General features: G+C 72.6%; 10 protein-coding genes. 7 read left to right on the forward strand and 3 right to left on the reverse strand.

The window, feature by feature from the left end; all coding sequences use genetic code 11:
- Nucleotides 1–18 precede the first annotated feature (18 nt).
- On the reverse strand, nucleotides 19–753 hold the full coding sequence (locus OG335_RS23440; RefSeq protein WP_405013087.1) for a ComF family protein: 735 nt from the start codon (nucleotides 751–753) through the stop codon (nucleotides 19–21).
- Between the two features lie 432 nt (nucleotides 754–1185).
- On the opposite strand from OG335_RS23440, the gene hpf reads away from it, so the two are divergent.
- Together hpf and OG335_RS23450 are read left to right on the forward strand one after the other, a co-directional pair.
- Nucleotides 1186–1872, forward strand: a complete 687-nt coding sequence (hpf, locus tag OG335_RS23445; protein ID WP_405013088.1) for a ribosome hibernation-promoting factor, HPF/YfiA family — start codon at nucleotides 1186–1188, stop codon at nucleotides 1870–1872.
- 163 nt (nucleotides 1873–2035) lie between these two features.
- Nucleotides 2036–2791: a response regulator gene (locus OG335_RS23450; protein WP_405013089.1), complete on the forward strand. Its 756-nt coding sequence runs from the start codon at nucleotides 2036–2038 to the stop codon at nucleotides 2789–2791.
- Nucleotides 2792–2803: 12 nt separating this feature from the next.
- Here OG335_RS23450 and OG335_RS23455 read toward each other — a convergent pair whose 3' ends face one another.
- On the reverse strand, nucleotides 2804–3949 hold the full coding sequence (locus tag OG335_RS23455) for a winged helix-turn-helix domain-containing protein (RefSeq protein ID WP_405013090.1): 1146 nt from the start codon (nucleotides 3947–3949) through the stop codon (nucleotides 2804–2806).
- 289 nt (nucleotides 3950–4238) lie between these two features.
- Here OG335_RS23455 and secA point away from each other — a divergent pair, with 289 nt between their 5' ends.
- The gene (gene secA / locus OG335_RS23460) at nucleotides 4239–6989 is read left to right on the forward strand and encodes a preprotein translocase subunit SecA (RefSeq protein WP_405013091.1); all 2751 of its coding nucleotides are present in this window, start codon (nucleotides 4239–4241) and stop codon (nucleotides 6987–6989) included.
- Nucleotides 6990–7068: 79 nt separating this feature from the next.
- Here secA and OG335_RS23465 read toward each other — a convergent pair whose 3' ends face one another.
- Nucleotides 7069–7755, reverse strand: a complete 687-nt coding sequence (locus OG335_RS23465) for an Rv3235 family protein (RefSeq protein WP_405013092.1) — start codon at nucleotides 7753–7755, stop codon at nucleotides 7069–7071.
- A 321-nt stretch (nucleotides 7756–8076) separates the two neighbouring features.
- On the opposite strand from OG335_RS23465, the gene OG335_RS23470 reads away from it, so the two are divergent.
- From OG335_RS23470 to OG335_RS23485, 4 genes are all read left to right on the forward strand, one after another.
- Entirely contained in the window at nucleotides 8077–9138 is a 1062-nt protein-coding gene (locus OG335_RS23470) for a patatin-like phospholipase family protein (RefSeq protein ID WP_405013093.1), read from the forward strand.
- A gap of 207 nt (nucleotides 9139–9345) precedes the next feature.
- Entirely contained in the window at nucleotides 9346–9855 is a 510-nt protein-coding gene (locus tag OG335_RS23475; RefSeq protein ID WP_405013094.1) for a DUF6912 family protein, read from the forward strand.
- A gap of 29 nt (nucleotides 9856–9884) precedes the next feature.
- Nucleotides 9885–10544 (forward strand): HAD family hydrolase, encoded by a 660-nt coding sequence (locus tag OG335_RS23480; protein WP_405013095.1) that lies wholly within the window; start codon nucleotides 9885–9887, stop codon nucleotides 10542–10544.
- Between the two features lie 417 nt (nucleotides 10545–10961).
- On the forward strand, nucleotides 10962–15902 hold the full coding sequence (locus tag OG335_RS23485; protein ID WP_405013096.1) for an NAD-glutamate dehydrogenase: 4941 nt from the start codon (nucleotides 10962–10964) through the stop codon (nucleotides 15900–15902).
- Nucleotides 15903–15914 lie beyond the last annotated feature (12 nt).

Here is a 15914-nt window from a genome sequence, read left to right on the forward strand (position 1 = left end):
CGTGCCGTCCGGCGTGCCTCAGCGCGGGCGGCGGCGGGCCGTCGCGGCGACGGTGGCCGCGGCGTACGGCGGCCGGCCGGCCGCCTGCAGGGCCCGCACCGCCTCCGCCAGGCTGGCGCCGGTGGTCACCAGGTCGTCCACGACGACCGGCAGCCCGGCGTGCAGGACGTGCGCCCGCCGGACCGGCACCTCCAGCGCCCCGTGCAGGTTGCGGTGCCGGGCGGCCGCCGACAGCCCGGCCTGGTCGGCGACCCGGCGGGCGTGCCGCAGCACCGGGGCGACCCGGGCCGGCGTGCCCCGGCGCCGCAGCTCCCGGGCGGCGGCGCGGGCCAGCCGCAGCATCGGGTCGTGGCCGCGGTCCCGTACCGCCCGGCGGGTGGACGGCACCGGCACCAGCAGCAGGCGGCCGGGTGCACCGGGGGCGTGACCCAGGGGGGAGTGCGCCTCGACGGCGGAGCGCACGGCGGCGGCGAGCGCCCCACCGAGCGGTGCGGCGAGACGCAGCACCCCGCGCTCCTTGTGGGCGATCAGCAGATTCCGCACCGGTCCCGCGTACGGGGCTGCCGCGTGCACCGGGGGAAGCCCGGCGGGGGCGGGCGCCGGTCCTGCGGGGCCGGGCGCCGTGGTCGCGAGAACGTCGCGGCAGGCGCGGCACAGCTGGCGGCGGCCGGTGAGGCAGCCTGCGCACCGCGCGGGCAGGATCAGGTCGAGCAGGCCGGTGTCCGGGATGCGGAAGCTCGGCGGAGCGGTCACGCGGCACCTCCGGTGGGCCGGGACGTGGACCCCGCCGACGTGCACGAACGGCGACGGGGCACGGGATTTCGAGGGACTCCGACCCTTGCCGGGGTGCGGACTGAGCCATACGGTGGGCGCCCCGGCGCGTGTTGTCCAGCCGTTCACCGGTGTTTCACTCCGTAGGGGGTAGACAGTGGTGACAGCTGGGCAGCCGGCCCGGTCTCGCTCCGCTGTTCGACTGGGGAGGCGGAAACCCCGACTGAGGTGTTGCATGAAGCACACAGGGGGTTTCAAGTGCTCTCGGTGGGGAGGAAGTGAGGTGAGGGCCGGTCGAGTTCGCCGCTCCCGGTGGAGGCGGGGGGCTGGTGGTGGATCGGCTGGTCCGGCTGGGTCTCAGCCCGGTCCGGGTGCGTTCCGGATCGGCAACAGCACAAGGGATCGGAGTTCTGCGTGGACATCGTCGTCAAGGGCCGCAAGACCGAGGTGCCCAAGAGGTTCCGCGAGCACGTGGCCGAGAAGCTGGAGAAGGTCCAGAAGTTCGACGGCAAGGTGATCAGCCTCGACGTCGAGGTGTCCAAGGAGCACAACCCGCGTCAGGCCGAACGGTCCGAGCGGGTCGAGATCACCGTCCGCACCCGCGGCCCCGTCATCCGGGCCGAGGCCGCCGCGAGCGACCCGTACGCGGCCCTCGACCTGGCCTCGGCGAAGCTCGACGCGCAGCTGCGCAAGTCCGCCGACCGGCGACGGGTGCACAAGGGCGGCAACGGCCGCACCCCCGTCAGCGTCGCGGCGGCCACGGCGGCCCTCGCCGCCCTGCCCGCGACGGAGCCGGCCGAGCCGCCCGCCAACGGGGTGGCCCGCAAGACCATGATGGGATCGCTGGAGGTGGAGGGCGACGGCCCGCTCGTCGTCCGCGAGAAGACGCACCCCGCGGCGCCCATGTCGCTGGACCAGGCGCTGTACGAGATGGAGCTGGTCGGCCACGACTTCTTCCTCTTCGTGGAGAAGGACAGCGGACTGCCGAGCGTGGTGTACCGCCGGCACGGCTACCACTACGGCGTGATCCACCTGAAGGAGGACGCGACGGCTGCCGGCGGAGGAGCCGGCGGCGCGATCAACGGGCCCGACGAGGACTGATCCCGTCCACGTCCCGCCCGGACACGGCGATCGACCGGTGACCCCGGCGGCCTCGGCCGCCGGGGTCACCCAGCTGCGCGGTGCGGTCTCGGAGGGTGATCAACGGCCCCCTCGGTCGTGGAATGATGGGGTCGACATCGACCGGCGACCGGGGGAGGACCGGATGGGCGAGCCCATCGGCCGGAATGCGGAAGGCCGCCCCGGCGGCGGGGGGTCCGGTGGACCTCCCGACGACGGCTACGGGCCGCACCGCGCGGAGCCGATCCGGGTGCTCGTGGTCGACGACCACGCGCTCTTCCGCCGCGGCCTGGAGATCGTGCTGGCCGAGGAGCCCGACATCCGGGTGATCGGCGAGGCCGGGGACGGCGCCGAAGCCGTGCTCAAGGCCGCCGACCTGCTGCCGGACATCATCCTCATGGACGTCCGCATGCCGCGGCGCAGCGGGATCGAGGCCTGCACCGCCATCAAGGAGGTGGTGCCGAGCGCGAAGATCATCATGCTGACGATCAGCGACGAGGAGGCCGACCTCTACGAGGCGATCAAGGCCGGCGCCACCGGCTACCTCCTGAAGGAGATCTCCACCGACGAGGTCGCCACCGCGATCCGCGCGGTCGCCGACGGGCAGTCGCAGATCAGCCCGTCGATGGCCGCCAAGCTGCTCACCGAGTTCAAGTCGATGATCCAACGGCGTTCGGACGACCGGGACCTGCTGCCCGCGCCGCGGCTCACGGACCGCGAGCTGGAGGTGCTCAAGCTGGTGGCGACCGGGATGAACAACCGGGAGATCGCCAAGGAGCTCTTCATCAGCGAGAACACCGTGAAGAACCACGTGCGCAACATCCTGGAGAAGCTGCAGCTGCACTCCCGGATGGAGGCCGTGGTGTACGCGATGCGGGAGAAGATCCTCGAAATAGGGTGACCTGACGGCAGGTCAGAGCAGCTTCTCCAGTGCGGGGCGCAGCCGCTCGTCCGCCAGCTGCTCCACCCGCACCGCGTCGCACCCGACCCAGCCCGCCGCCTCGCGCAGCGCCTCGGCGAGCGGCTCGACGAACGCAGGTCCGGCCAGCGAGACCTGACGGGCCACCAGGGTGCGGCCCTCGCGCGCGGGATCGACCCGGCCGACGAGCCGGCCGCCAGCCAGCAGCGGCATCGCGAAGTAGCCGTGCACCCGCTTGTGCTTCGGGGTGTACGCCTCCAGCCGATGCGTCATCCCGAAGATCCGCTCGGTGCGGGCGCGGTCCCAGATCAGCGAGTCGAAGGGCGAGAGCAGGGTCGTGCGGTGCCGGCCGCGCGGCGCGGCCGCCAGCGCCGCCGGATCCGCCCAGGCGGGTGCCGCCCAGCCCTCGACCTGCACCGGCACCAGACCGGACGCGTCGAGCACGGAGTCGACCTGGGCGCTCTTGAGCCGGTGGTGGTCCATCAGGTCGGCGCGGGTCGCGACCCCCAGGGCGGCGCCCGACTGGGCGACGAGCCGGCGCAGGCACTCCTCGTCGGTGGGCTCCAGCCCGAACAGCTCCGCCGGAACGGCCTGCTCGGCCAGCGCGTACACCCGCTTCCAGCCGCGCCGCTCGGTGCAGACGACGTCGCCGAAGGCGAGCGCCCGCTCGACCGCGATCTTGGTGTCCGACCAGTCCCACCACTCGGCCGTCCGCTTGGCACCGCCCAGGCCGGTCGAGGTGAGCGGGCCCTCCGCGCGCAGCCTGTCCAGGACCTGCCGGTACGTGCCGGGTGACACCTGGTGGCCCCAGAGGTTGCCCCGGCCGCGGTAGGCCCGCCGCCGGAACGCGAACAGCGGCCACTCCTCCATCGGCAGGATGCACGCCGCGTGCGACCAGTACTCGAACGTCGTCTCCGCGCCCCAGTAGGCCTGCTCGACCGCCGGGCGCCCCACCGCACCGAGACGTGCGTACGGGACGAGCTCGTGCGAGCGGGCCAGCACGGAGATCGTGTCGAGCTGCACGGCGCCCAGGTGACGCAGCATGCCGCGGACGCCCGCACGGCGGTCGGGGGCGCCCAGGAGCCCCTGCGCGCGCAGGGCGATGCGGCGGGCCTGGTCGGCGGAGAGCATGACGGTCATGCCGGGCAGCGTAGGCCCTGCCACCGACAGCGGGACCGCCCGCAGAACGTGCCGGACGGACGGGAACCCCGGGGGCCGCTCGGGGGTTGTGCAGGGCACGGGGTCCGGGCCGGTGCCCGATTTGCCCGTCCGCTGGCGCTTCACAGTGCTTTGCCCGGGCGGGTGACACAGGAATACCGTGCTGACGGACCTCCCGGGGGCTCGGCCTCCTCGCATACGATGGCCCGTACGGTGGGGTAGGTCTCGCCGACTGTTATCCAGAGCCGATCCAGGCAAGGAGCCCGCTCACGTGTCCGTCTTCGACAAGATCCTGCGCGCAGGCGAAGGAAAGATCCTTCGCAAGCTGCAGCGGATTGCCGCCCAGGTAAACTCGATCGAAGAGGACTTCGTCAACCTCACCGACGACGAACTGCGCGCGCTGACCGACGAGTACAAGGCCCGCATCGCCGACGGCGAATCGCTGGACGACATCCTCCCCGAGGCCTTCGCCACCATCCGTGAGGCCGCCAAGCGCGTGCTCGGCCAGCGCCACTACGACGTCCAGATCATGGGCGGCGCGGCGCTGCACCTCGGCTTCGTGGCCGAGATGCGCACCGGTGAGGGCAAGACCCTGGTCGGCACCCTGCCCGCGTACCTCAACGCGCTGACCGGCAAGGGCGTCCACCTGATCACCGTCAACGACTACCTCGCCGAGCGCGACTCGGAGTGGATGGGCCGGGTGCACCGCTTCCTCGGCCTCGAGGTCGGCGTGATCCTGGCGAACATGTCGCCGGCCGAGCGCAAGCGCCAGTACGGCATGGACATCACGTACGGCACCAACAACGAGTTCGGCTTCGACTACCTCCGCGACAACATGGCCTGGGCGCAGGACGAACTCGTCCAGCGCGGCCACAACTTCGCGATCGTCGACGAGGTCGACTCGATCCTCATCGACGAGGCGCGCACGCCGCTCATCATCTCGGGTCCGGCCGACCAGGCCACCAAGTGGTACAGCGACTTCGCGAAGCTGGTCGTCCGCCTCAAGCGCGAGCGCGACTACGAGGTCGACGAGAAGAAGCGCACCGTCGGCGTGCTGGAGGAGGGCGTCGGCCGCGTCGAGGACTACCTCGGCATCGACAACCTCTACGAGTCGGTCAACACCCCGCTGGTGGGCTTCCTCAACAACGCCATCAAGGCGAAGGAGCTCTACAAGGCGGACAAGGACTACGTCGTCATCGACGGCGAGGTCATGATCGTCGACGAGCACACCGGCCGTATCCTCGCCGGCCGCCGCTACAACGAGGGCATGCACCAGGCGATCGAGGCGAAGGAGGGGGTGGAGGTCCAGAACGAGAACCAGACGCTGGCCACCATCACCCTGCAGAACTTCTTCCGCCTGTACGACAAGCTCTCGGGCATGACCGGTACCGGCACCACCGAGGCCGCCGAGTTCCACCAGATCTACAAGCTCGGCGTCGTGCCGATCCCGACCAACAAGTCGCCCAAGCGCATCGACCAGCCCGACCTCATCTACAAGTCGGAGCCGGCGAAGTTCGCGGCCGTCGTCGAGGACATCGCCGAGAAGCACGAGAAGGGCCAGCCGGTGCTGGTCGGCACCGTGTCGGTCGAGAAGTCCGAGTACCTCTCCCAGGAGCTGCGCAAGCGCGGCATCCCGCACGAGGTGCTGAACGCCAAGCAGCACGAGCGCGAGGCGCAGATCGTCGCGCAGGCCGGCCGCAAGGGCGCCGTCACCGTCGCCACCAACATGGCCGGCCGCGGCACCGACATCATGCTCGGCGGCAACCCCGACCACCTCGCGGCCGCCGAGCTGGCGCAGCGCGGCCTCACCCCGGAGGACACCCCGGAGGAGTACGAGTCGGCGTTCCCGAGCGCCCTCGACAAGGCCAAGGAGGCGGTCAAGGCCGAGCAGGAGGAGGTCCAGGGACTGGGCGGCCTCTACGTGCTCGGCACCGAGCGCCACGAGTCCCGCCGGATCGACAACCAGCTGCGCGGCCGCTCCGGCCGCCAGGGCGACCCGGGCGAGTCCCGCTTCTACCTGTCGCTCGGCGACGACCTGATGCGCCTCTTCAAGGCCGGCATGGTCGAGCGCGTCCTGTCGATGGCCAACGTGCCCGAGGACGTGCCGATCGAGTCGAAGATGGTCACCCGCGCGATCGCCTCCGCGCAGACCCAGGTCGAGCAGCAGAACTTCGAGATCCGCAAGAACGTCCTCAAGTACGACGAGGTCCTCAACCGCCAGCGCGAGGTCATCTACGGCGAGCGCCGCCGCGTCCTGGAGGGCGAGGACCTGCAGGAGCAGGTCGGCCACTTCATGGACGACACCGTCGAGGCGTACGTCACCGCCGCGACCGGCGAGGGCTTCGAGGACGACTGGGACCTCGAGAAGCTGTGGACGGCCCTGCGCCAGCTCTACCCCGTCACCCTCGACCTGGACGAGCTGGAGGAGGAGGCGGGCGGCCAGGCCGGCCTCACCCCCGAGTTCCTCACCAAGGTGCTCCAGGAGGACGTCCAGGCCCAGTACGGCGCCCGCGAGGACCAGCTCGGCGAGCAGATCATGCGGGAGCTGGAGCGCCGCGTCGTCCTGTCGGTGCTGGACCGCCGCTGGCGCGAGCACCTCTACGAGATGGACTACCTGCAGGAGGGCATCGCCCTGCGGGCCTACGCGCAGCGCGACCCGCTGGTCGAGTACCAGCGCGAGGGCTTCGACATGTTCTCCGCGATGATGGAGGGCATCAAGGAGGAGTCCGTCGGCTACCTGTTCAACCTGGAGGTCCAGGTCGAGCAGCAGGTCGAGGAGGTGCCCGTGCCCGAGGACGCGGTGCAGCTCGACAAGACCGACGCCCGCCCCGAGATCAAGGCCAAGGGCCTGGAGGCCCCCGTCCGGCAGCGGCTGCACTACACCGCGCCGACCGTCGACGGCGACGACACGGTCATCGAGGGCGACTTCGAGGACGGCGTCGCGGACGAGGGCGACGGCCTCACCCGCGCCGAGCGCCGCAAGGCCGCGAAGTCGACCAAGGGCCGCCGCCGCAAGGCCTGACCGGTCACGCACCACAGGGCGCCGCCACCCGCACCGGGTGGCGGCGCCCTGCCGTGTGCCGGGCCGCCGCGGCCGGACGTCAGCGGGACTCCACCGCCGCGCACTGCCACTGCTCGGTGCGCCGGTGCCGCTCCAGCCGGAACGCCACCATGTGGTGGCGCGGCCCGAACTCCACCCGGACGCACACCTCCAGCGCGCCGGGCCCCGGAGCGGAGTCGTACACCCGGCCCAGCCGGGTCCGCGGCGCCGAGCCGCGCGGGCGAAGCGGGCCGCCCCTGACGAGCGCGGTGAGCTGCTGGTAGGCCTGCAGCGTCGTGTGCCGCTGGAGCTGCCCGACCGGGCGGACCCCGGTGAGCACCTCCACGAGCCGGTGGGCGAACCGCGCCGCGACATCGCCCTGGCCGGCGCCGTGCGACGGCGCGCAACCGGCCCGCGGGTGCCGCGGCACCCGCGGTTCGAGCGCCGCCCGGTGGTACCGCGGGTGCCCCTGCCCCTGTCCCTGCCCCTGTTCGTGCCCGTGCCCGTGCCCGGATCCGTGTGCGGCCGGCCTGCGGCCCGGGTGCACGGCCCGGACCGGGCGACGCGGCTGCGGGCGGCCGGGGACGTGCACCAGCGGCCGGATCAGCGGCACCGCCCGGCCGGCCGCGGGCGCGATCTCGGCGGGCACGGCGATCTCGGCGGGTACGGCAGGGACGGCGGGGACGGGGGCGGGCAGGGGTGCGGGGGAGAGGGCGGTGGCGGTGGCGGGGATGCGGTGCTCGGCCATGGTCGACCGACCTCCTGTCGGGCTCGGCTGCTCCGGCGGGGCTGTCGTGCCCCTTGCTACCGGGGCTGTCCGCCGTCCTCAAGGACCGCCCGCAGGGCGTGGCGAGTCGTCGGCGATGTCACCTATCCGGGTGAAATTCGCTGGGGCGCCGGGCCGGTCGGACCGGTCCGGGTGGCGGTGCGTTGACGTGCGGGGCCGTCGGGAGGTGCACGAAGGGGTACGGACACGCCGGGAAAATTGTGCGTTGCGAGGCCGTTGCACGCCCCGCCCTACCCTCGGGTAGGGCGGAGGATCGCCTCCAGGTGACCCCAGGGAGGCGGCATGGCGACCGAAGTGTCCACCGGCGACGGACCGGTGGCCGCAGCCGGTGCGGACGGCCCGCGGCGCGGGCTGGTGCTCGGTGGCGGCGGCATGCTCGGCGCCGCGTGGACGGTGGGCGCGCTGTGCGCCATCGAGGAGGCCACCGGCTGGCGGCCCGGCGGCGCCGACGTCATCCTCGGGACGTCCGCGGGCGCGATCCTCGGCGCCCTGCTCGCCGCGGGTGCCGAGGCCGGACAGCTCAGGGACCACCAGAACGGCCTCCCGATCACCTCCGGCCCGCTGGCCGGGGTCGACTTCGACTACGCCACCGCCGCGGGCGGCGCCCTGCCGCCCCGGCCGGCCGCCGGCATCGGCTCGCCCGGCCTGCTGCGGGACGCCGTCCGGCATCCGCGCGACTACCCCTTCCTCACCATGGTCTCGGCGATGGTGCCGCCGGGCCGAGGCTCGGTCGCCGCGGTGGGCGACCTGGTGCGTGCGCTCTCCGAGGGGGACGGCTGGGCCGAGGACTCGCCGCTGCGGGTGGTCGCGGTGGACTACCGCAGCGGCCGCCGGGTGGCGTTCGGCGACGCCGGGGCGCCGCCCGCGGAGATGGCCGACGCGGTCATGGCGTCCTGTGCGATCCCCGGATGGTTCGCCCCGGTCGAGGTCGCGGGCGCGCCGTACGTCGACGGCGGCTGCTGGTCGGCCACCAACGCCGACCTGATGGCCGGCCGCGGCCTCGACGAGATCTACGTGCTCGCGCCGATGGCCCTGCGACTGCACCCGCCCGGGAGCACCGAGCCGGCCCGCGGCGCGGCGGCCGCCCTGCAGGAGTGGCGCCGGCGCGACCGCCCCCGCGGCATGCTGGCCCAGCTGGTCAGCCGCTACCGGCGCACGGTCACCCGGCAGATGATGCGGGAGGCCCGTGCGCTGCGCTCGGCCGGCACCCGGGTGCAGCTCTTCGCGCCGACGCCCGCCGACCTCGCGGTGATGGGGCCCAACATGATGGACCCGTCCCGCCGGCCGGAGGTCCTGGCGTCGGCGCTGCGCACCAGCCGGGCCGCGCTCGCCGCACTGCGCTGAGGCGGCGGGCGCGGCGCGGGTGACCGGTGCGGGCGCTGTCGCGGGGGCGGCCGGTGCGGCGCGGGTGACCGGTGGGGACGGTGCGCCCGGCCCTCGGCGGGGGCGGGCGGGGCCGCGGGCGGCGCGGGGCCGATCACCCGCCCCGTATCCTGGGGTCGCCGCGGGCGCGGCCCGACGGCCCGCACGACCGAGATCGGAGTGCCACCGATGCGTGTGTACGTGCCCACCACGTTGACCGGCCTGGCGGCGGCGCATCCCGGCGGTGTGCTGGAGCAGGTGGCGGCGTACGCCGTCACGCCCGCACTGCGCGAGTGGTACGTCAGTGACGACCTGGAGGAGCTGGAGTACGCGGCCCTCAACCGGGCCGGTCAGGCCTCGCTGCGGCTGATGGCGGCCGACCCGTCGGTGCCGCGCCGCCGGGTGGTGGTGGCGGTCGAGGTCGCCGACTCCGCGGTCGGCGCGTTCGCCGGTGACGAGTACCAGGACCAGGCCTCGCTCGGCCGGGTCGTGCTGCACGGCCCGGTGCCGCTCGTGAAGGCGGCCGCGGTGCACGCGGACGTCGCGGACGCCGACGTGGTGGCGGACATCGCCGCGGCCGCCGACGCGGTCGGCGCGGCCGACAAGGGCGACGAGGACGCACAGTTCGCCGTCGACGGCGCCGAGGACCACGAGCTGCTCTGGTTCGCGACGCAGGAGATCCCGGGCCTGCTGGCCTGAGTGTCGGCGGGGCCGGGTAGCGTGCCCGGATGCGCACGCACATCGTCTGGGACTGGAACGGCACGCTCTTCCACGACATGGAGGCCGTGCTGGGTGCCAGCAACGCCGCCTTCGCGACCGTCGGGCTGCAGCCGCTGAGCCTGCAGGAGTACCGGGAGCAGTACGAGATCCCGATCCCCCGCTTCTACCAGCGGCTGCTCGGCCGGGTGCCGAGCCAGGCCGAGTGGGAGGCCCTGGACGGCGCCTTCCACGACCGCTACACGCAGCTGAGCCCCGCCTGCGGGCTGACCGAGGGCGTGCCCGAACTGCTGACCGGCTGGAGCGCCGGGCCGGGCCGCAGCCAGTCGCTGCTGTCGATGTACGAGCACGAGCGGCTGGTGCCGGTGGTGGACGCCTTCGGGCTGACCCGGCACTTCCTCCGCGTGGACGGCCGCACCGGGGCGTCCGGCGGGCGCAAGGCCGGTTTCCTGGCGGCGCACCTGACGGCGCTCGGCCCCGGGCTCGACCCGGCCCGGACGGTGCTCATCGGCGATGCGGTCGACGACGCGGAGGCGGCGCTGGAGTCCGGCATCCACGCGGTGCTGTACGCGGGCGGCTCGCACACCCGGCAGAAGCTGGAGGCGGTCGGCGTGCCGGTGGCGGACTCGCTGGCGGAGGCCGTCGCACTGGCCGGGCAGCTCACCGGCTGAGGTGTTCCGCGTCGGCGGGGCCGGCCGGGCGGTCGGGGTGTCCCGTGCCCGCCGAGGGGGGTCGGCGGCCGGCGGATGACGTTCGCCGGCACGCAGGATGACGGGCGTGCAACACCTGACAGGCGCTGACACGAGCACGCCCGGCGGTTTGGACATGGTGTCCATTCGGGCGCGCGCTTCCTGCGGGATTGCTCCTCCGTGTCCCCTGACACCTTCGTTTCATGCGGTTAGGCTGACTGGCGTCGCCGGGTTCCTCCCGCGGGCCAAACGTCTTGTCGTACCCGGACGCAGGGCCGCTCATGCGTGGCACGAGCGGTTTTCGTCCGGGCGCTGCGGGAGGATTGCGGACGGACCCGGCGGTGCACACCAAGCCATCACCGAGTCACGCAACGGCGCGCGACAGGAGCCAAAGAAGCCATGCAGACCAAGCTGGACGCAGCCAAGGCCGAACTGCTCGCCAAGGCAGCAGCAGCCGCTGAGAACAGCCAGGTGGGGGGAGCGGCGCCGGGGGAGGGTCTGAGCAACGGAGCTCTGACCGCGTACCTGCACCACTACTACCTCCACACCGCGCCCGAGGACCTGGTCGACCGCGACCCGGTCGACGTGTACGGCGCGGCCGCCTCCCACTACCGGCTGGGACTCAAGCGGCCCCAGGGCACCGCCGAGGTGCGGGTGCACACCCCCTCCGTCGACGAGAACGGCTGGTCCTGCGGCCACACCGTGGTCGAGGTCGTCACCGACGACATGCCCTTCCTCGTCGACTCGGTCACCAACGAGCTGACCCGCCTCGACCGGGCGATCCACCTCGTCGTCCACCCCCAGCTCGCCGTCCGCCGTGACATCACCGGCAAGCTGCTGGAGATCCTCGACGTCGACGCCTGCTCCCGCAGCCAGGCCGGCGGCGCCGAGTGGCCCGCCGACGCCGTCGTCGAGTCGTGGATGCACATCGAGATCGACCGCGAGACCGACCGCGAGGACCTCCGCGCGATCGAGGCCAACCTGCGCCGCGTGCTCGGCGACGTCCGCGAGGTCGTCGAGGACTGGACGAAGATGCGCGACTCCGCGCTCCGTCTCGCCGACGAGCTCGCCGAGCAGCCCCCGGCCCACCTGCCCGAGCAGGAGGTCGGCGAGGCCTGGGAGCTCATGCGCTGGCTCGCCGGCGACCACTTCACCTTCCTCGGCTACCGCGAGTACGACCTCGTCGAGCACGAGGGCGAGGAGGTGCTCAAGGCCGTCGCCGGCACCGGCCTCGGCATCCTGCGGGCCGACCCGTTCAGCCACGACACCGACCACCACCCGGTCAGCGAGGCGTTCGGGCGGCTCTCCGCGCCCGTCCGCGCCAAGGCGCACGAGAAGAAGCTCCTCGTGCTCACCAAGGCCAACAGCCGGGCCACCGTGCACCGCCCCGCCTACCTCGACTACGTCGGCGTGAAGAAGTTCGACGCCAACGGCGAGGTCGTCGGCGAGCGCCGCTTCCTCGGGCTCTTCTCCTCCGCCGCGTACACCGAGTCGGTCACCCGCATCCCGGTCGTCCGCCGCAAGGTCCAGGAGGTCATCGTCACCTCGGGCTTCTCCGACGAGAGCCACGACGGCCGCGACCTGCTGCAGATCCTGGAGACCTTCCCCCGGGACGAGATGTTCCAGACCCCGGCCGCGGAACTCCTCACCATCGCCACCAACGTCCTCTACCTGCAGGAGCGCCGCCGGCTGCGGCTGTTCCTCCGCCAGGACGAGTACGGGCGGTACTTCTCCGCGCTCGTCTACCTGCCGCGCGACCGCTACACCACGCGGATCCGGCTGCGCCTGATGGACCTCCTCAAGGAGGAGCTCAACGGCGAGACGGTCGACTACACCGTCTACGCGACCGAGTCCGTCCTCACCCGCCTGCACTTCGTCGTGCGGGTCGCCCCCGGCACCCCGCTGCCGCAGCTCACCGACGCCGAGGTCGAGCGGATCGAGACCCGGCTCGCCGACGCCGCCCGCTTCTGGATGGACGGCTTCCACGACCAGCTGCACATCGAGCTCGGCGAGGAGCGCGCCGCCGAACTCTCCCACCGGTACGGCAACGCCTTCCCCGACGGCTACCGCGCCGACTTCACCGCGCGCACCGCCGTCGCCGACCTGAAGCAGATCGAGTCGCTGCACGGCGAGGGCGACTTCCGCCTCAACCTCTACCAGCCGGTCGGCGCGGGCGACGACGAGCGGCGCTTCAAGATCTACCGCGTCGGCGGCCCGATCTCGCTCACCGAGGTCCTGCCGGTGCTGCAGCGCCTCGGCGTCGAGGTGCTCGACGAGCACCCGTACGCGCTGAAGCGCTCCGACGGCACCACCGCCTGGGTGTACGACTTCGGCCTGCGGCTGCGCGAGGCCACCGGCCTCACCGACGAGGCCCGCGACCGCTTCCAGGAGGCGTTCTCCGCCACCTGGACCGGCCGCGCCGAGAACGACGGCTTCAACGGCCTGATCCTCACCGCCGGGCTGACCTGGCGCCAGGCCGTGGTGCTCCGCTCCTACGCCAAGTACCTGCGGCAGGCCGGCAGCACGTTCTCCCAGGACTACATGGAGGACGCGCTCCGCAACAACGCCCACACCACCCGGCTGCTGGTCAACCTCTTCGAGGCCCGGCTCAGCCCCAGCCACCGGCTCGGCTCCGCCGAGCTCACCGAGGGGCTGATGGAGGAGCTGGACGGCGCCCTCGACGAGGTCGCCTCGCTCGACGAGGACCGCATCCTGCGCTCCTTCCTGCACCTCATCAAGGCCACCCTGCGGACCAACTTCTTCCAGCACGCAGACGACGGCTCCTGGCACTCCTACGTGTCGATGAAGCTCGACCCGAAGGGCATCCCGGACCTGCCGGCGCCGCGCCCGGCGTTCGAGATCTGGGTGTACTCGCCGCGCGTCGAGGGCGTGCACCTGCGCTTCGGCAAGGTCGCCCGCGGCGGCCTGCGCTGGTCCGACCGCCGCGAGGACTTCCGCACCGAGATCCTCGGCCTGGTCAAGGCCCAGATGGTCAAGAACACCGTCATCGTGCCGGTCGGCGCCAAGGGCGGCTTCGTCGCCAAGCAGCTCCCCGACCCGTCCGTCGACCGGGACGCCTGGCTCGCCGAGGGCATCGCCTCGTACAAGACCTTCATCTCGGCGCTGCTCGACATCACCGACAACCTCAAGGGCGGCGAGGTCGTCCACCCCGTCGACGTCGTCCGCCACGACGAGGACGACACGTACCTCGTCGTCGCCGCCGACAAGGGCACCGCCACCTTCTCCGACATCGCCAACGGCGTCGCCGAGTCGTACGGCTTCTGGCTGGGCGACGCGTTCGCCTCCGGCGGCTCCGCGGGCTACGACCACAAGGGCATGGGCATCACCGCCCGCGGCGCCTGGGAGTCCGTCAAGCGCAACTTCCGCGAACTCGGCGTCGACACGCAGTCCGAGGACTTCACCGTCGTCGGCATCGGCGACATGTCCGGCGACGTCTTCGGCAACGGCATGCTGCTCAGCGAGCACATCCGCCTCGTCGCGGCCTTCGACCACCGGCACATCTTCCTCGACCCGAACCCGGACGCCGCCGTCTCGTACGCGGAGCGCCGCCGGCTCTTCGACCTGCCGCGCAGCTCCTGGGACGACTACGACCGCTCGCTGGTCTCCGCCGGCGGCGGCGTCTTCCCGCGGACGGCCAAGGCCATCCAGCTCTCCCCGCAGGTGCGCGAACGCCTCGGCATCGCCCAGGCCAAGATCACTCCGGCCGAGCTGATGAAGGCCGTCCTGCAGGCCCCCGTCGACCTGTTCTGGAACGGCGGCATCGGCACCTACGTCAAGGCGAGCACCGAGACCAACGCCGAGGTCGGCGACAAGGCCAACGACGCGATCCGCGTCAACGGCAGCGACGTCCGCGCCCGCGTCATCGGCGAGGGCGGCAACCTCGGCTGCACCCAGCTCGGCCGCATCGAGTTCGCCGCGGCCGGCGGCCCCGACCAGACCGGCGGCTGGATCAACACCGACGCCATCGACAACTCGGCCGGCGTCGACACCTCGGACCACGAGGTCAACATCAAGATCCTGCTCAACCAGGTCGTCGCCGACGGCGACATGACGGTCAAGCAGCGCAACGCCCTGCTCGCCGAGATGACCGACGAGGTCGGCCACCTCGTGCTGCGCAACAACTACGCGCAGAACGTCGTGCTCGCCAACGCCGTCGCCCAGGCCCCCAGCATGGTCAACGTGCACGCCCGCATGATCAACCGGCTGGAGGCCGCCGGACAGCTCGACCGGGCCCTGGAGTTCCTGCCTGCCGAGAAGCTCATCCGCGACCGCCAGCAGGCCGGCCGCGGGCTCTCCCAGCCCGAGCTGTCCGTGCTGCTCGCCTACACCAAGATCACCCTGGCCGACGAGCTGCTCGCCACCGGACTGCCCGACGACCCGTACTTCCGCGCCGCCCTCCACCAGTACTTCCCGACCGCCCTGCGGACCCGCTTCGCCGACGCGATCGACCAGCACCCGCTGCGCCGCGAGATCATCACCACCCTGATCGTCAACGACACGATCAACCGCGGCGGCTGCACCTTCGCCTTCCGGCTCCGCGAGGAGACCGGCGCGACCATGGAGGAGATCGCCCGCACCCACGCCGCGGCCCGCGCCGTCTTCGGCCTGGAACAGCTCTGGGACGACGTCGAGGCGCTCGACACCCGGGTGACCGCCCGGGTGCAGACCAAGATGCGGCTGCACGTGCGCCGCCTCGTCGAGCGCGCCACCCGCTGGATGCTCAACAACCGGCGCCAGCCGCTCGACATCGCCGGCACCATCGCGTTCTTCCACGACCGGGTCAACCAGGTCTGGGACTCCCTGCCCAAGCCGCTGCGCGGCGAGGACGCCGTCTGGTTCGAGTCGATCCACCGGGAGCTGGCCGCGGCCGGCGTCCCCGACGACCTGGCCACCCGCATCGCCGGCCTCTCCTCGGCCTTCCCGACCCTCGACATCGTCGGCGTCGCGGACCGCTCCGAGGCCGACGTCATGGAGGTCGCCGAGCTCTACTACGACCTCGCCGACCGCCTGCAGATCACCCACCTGCTGGACCGCATCATCGAGCTCCCCCGCACCGACCGGTGGTCCTCGATGGCCCGCGCGGCGATCCGCGAGGACCTCTTCGCGGCACACTCCGCACTGACCGCCGACGTCCTCGCCTGCGGCCCCGAGGGATCCTCCCCGGAGGACCGCTACCAGGCCTGGGCCGAGCTCAACGGCACCCTGCTGACCCGGGCGCGCACCACGCTCGACGACATAAGGGGTTCCGACACCTACGAGCTGTCCAGCCTCTCCGTCGCGATGCGGGTCATCCGGACCCTCCTGCGCGCCGGCCGCTGACCGGCCCCCCGC

Origin of the sequence: Kitasatospora sp. NBC_01539, from assembly GCF_045040525.1 — a bacterium.
GTDB lineage: Bacteria > Actinomycetota > Actinomycetes > Streptomycetales > Streptomycetaceae > Kitasatospora.

What these genes read in the sequence shown, in the direction of transcription:
- OG335_RS23465 (WP_405013092.1), bottom strand. Translation starts at nt 7,755, where the DNA reads ATGGCCGAGCACCGCATCCCCGCCACCGCCACCGCCCTCTCCCCCGCA.
- OG335_RS23480 (WP_405013095.1), top strand. Translation starts at nt 9,885, where the DNA reads ATGCGCACGCACATCGTCTGGGACTGGAACGGCACGCTCTTCCACGAC.
- OG335_RS23470 (WP_405013093.1), top strand. Translation starts at nt 8,077, where the DNA reads ATGGCGACCGAAGTGTCCACCGGCGACGGACCGGTGGCCGCAGCCGGT.
- OG335_RS23475 (WP_405013094.1), top strand. Translation starts at nt 9,346, where the DNA reads ATGCGTGTGTACGTGCCCACCACGTTGACCGGCCTGGCGGCGGCGCAT.
- OG335_RS23450 (WP_405013089.1), top strand. Translation starts at nt 2,036, where the DNA reads ATGGGCGAGCCCATCGGCCGGAATGCGGAAGGCCGCCCCGGCGGCGGG.
- OG335_RS23485 (WP_405013096.1), top strand. Translation starts at nt 10,962, where the DNA reads ATGCAGACCAAGCTGGACGCAGCCAAGGCCGAACTGCTCGCCAAGGCA.
- OG335_RS23455 (WP_405013090.1), bottom strand. Translation starts at nt 3,949, where the DNA reads ATGACCGTCATGCTCTCCGCCGACCAGGCCCGCCGCATCGCCCTGCGC.